Below are 1,723 nucleotides of genomic sequence, written 5' to 3'. Positions count from 1 at the left end.
GCCGCAGGCGGTGTCGGCGGCGAAGGCGGTGGCCGGGCAGGCCGCGCGCTTCGTCTGCGGTCAGGGCATCCAGCTCCACGGCGGCGTCGGCATGACCGAGGAATACCAGATCGGCCATTATTTCCGTGCGATGACGATGCTCGAAAAGCTGTTCGGCGATACCGACCATCATCTCGGGCGGTTTGCCGCGGTGGCGGTATGATGCCGCTCCAGGGAAAAGTCGCGATCGTGACCGGTGCCGGCGGCGGCATCGGTGCCGCCTGCGCCGCCCGGCTGGCGCGCGCGGGCGCACGGGTGGTGGTCGCCGATATCGATGTCGCCGGCGCCGAGCGCCAAGCCGCAGGCATCCGCGCCGCCGGCGGCGAGGCGCTACCTGCCCACGCCGACATCGGCGAGGACGACTCGATCCGCGCACTGATGGCGACGACGGTCGAGGCATTTGGCGGGCTCGACATCCTGCACAACAACGCCGCCGCTACCGGCATCTCGAACAATCTCGATGCGCCCGTCGAATTCATGGACATCGGCGTGTGGGACGACACCATGCGCATCAACCTGCGCGGCACCATGCTATGTATCAAATACGCGATCGCGCTGATGCGCGCGCGCGGCGGCGGGTCGATCATCAACACCAGTTCGGCGGCGGCCCAGCGCGGCGCGCTCGGCTACAGTGCGTATGCCTGCGCCAAGGCAGGAATCGACGCGCTGACCCGGTATGTGGCGGCTCAGCACGGCAAGGAAAACATCCGCTGCAATGCCATCGCGCCGGGCCTGGTCGTCTCGCCTGCCACCAGTGCGTATTTCTCCGGCCCGGCCGGCGCGATGATGCTGGCGCACCACCTGACCCCGCGCCTGGGGCAGCCGGACGATATCGCCGAGACGGTGTTGTTCCTGGCCAGTGCGGCCTCCGCTTTCATTACTGGCCAGGTCATCAATGTGGACGGCGGCTCGCTGTCGCATCAACCGTATTACGCCGACGAGTGGCGCGCGCGAGGCTCCGCATGAGCGATGCCGACCTGCTGGCCCGGCTCGAACGGGTCGAAGCCCGGCTGGCGATCAGCCAGTTGCCGATCCGGTATGCGCTGGCGGTCGACGGGCGCGACCTCGACGGGTTGGTGGCGCTGTTCGGGCACGACGTCGAGTGCGGCCGCTGGGGGCAGGGCCGGGCGGCGCTGCGGGCGTTCTACGATTCCGGCCCGGTCCTGCGCAGCTTCTACCGCAGCATCCATCAGATTTGCGGCCACGAGATCGAGCTTGTCGACGCCGACCATGCACGCGGCCGCGTCTACTGCCGCGCCGAGCACGAAGACGGCGGCAACTGGGTCGTCATGGCGATCTGCTATGTCGACAGTTACGTACGCCAGGACGGGCAGTGGCTGTTCGAGCGCCGCGTCGAGCAGCACTGGTATGCAACGGACTGCCTGGAGCGTCCGGGCAGGCCGCGCTTGCAGAACTGGCCCGGAAAATACGATACCGAGAAGTTCGCGCCGCGCCTGCCGCACGCGTTTCCCACCTGGGCGCGCTTCTGGGAAGCCAGCGCGCCTACCGACCTGGCGCGGCTGACTGCCCAGCCATGAATCTACTGCTGAAGGACCTAGCATGACCGACCTCATGGCGCCTTTGTTCGCGCCTCTGCAACTGCGTTTCGTGCGCCTGCGCAACCGTATCGTGATGGCGCCCATGACGCGCAATTTTTCCCCCGNCCGTGTACCTGGCCCCGATG

3 protein-coding genes are annotated in these 1,723 nt (G+C 67.7%); all 3 read left to right on the top strand.

Features of this window, described 5'->3' with window-relative positions; genetic code table 11:
* A partial coding sequence (locus I5W_RS07800; RefSeq protein WP_044528805.1) for an acyl-CoA dehydrogenase family protein occupies nt 1-202 on the top strand: 202 nt, incomplete at its 5' end.
* Nucleotides 199-1,005, top strand: a complete 807-nt coding sequence (locus I5W_RS07795) for an SDR family oxidoreductase (RefSeq protein ID WP_252716938.1) — start codon at nt 199-201, stop codon at nt 1,003-1,005. The genes I5W_RS07800 and I5W_RS07795, both read left to right, overlap by 4 nt.
* Entirely contained in the window at nt 1,002-1,577 is a 576-nt protein-coding gene (locus I5W_RS07790; RefSeq protein WP_044528803.1) for a nuclear transport factor 2 family protein, read from the top strand. The genes I5W_RS07795 and I5W_RS07790 overlap by 4 nt, the downstream gene beginning before the upstream one ends.
* Nucleotides 1,578-1,723: the final 146 nt, after the last annotated feature.

The organism is Herbaspirillum sp. B65 (genome assembly GCF_000333555.1).
Taxonomy (GTDB): domain Bacteria; phylum Pseudomonadota; class Gammaproteobacteria; order Burkholderiales; family Burkholderiaceae_D; genus Herbaspirillum; species Herbaspirillum rubrisubalbicans.
This window is presented reverse-complemented; position numbering and strand designations above follow the sequence as displayed.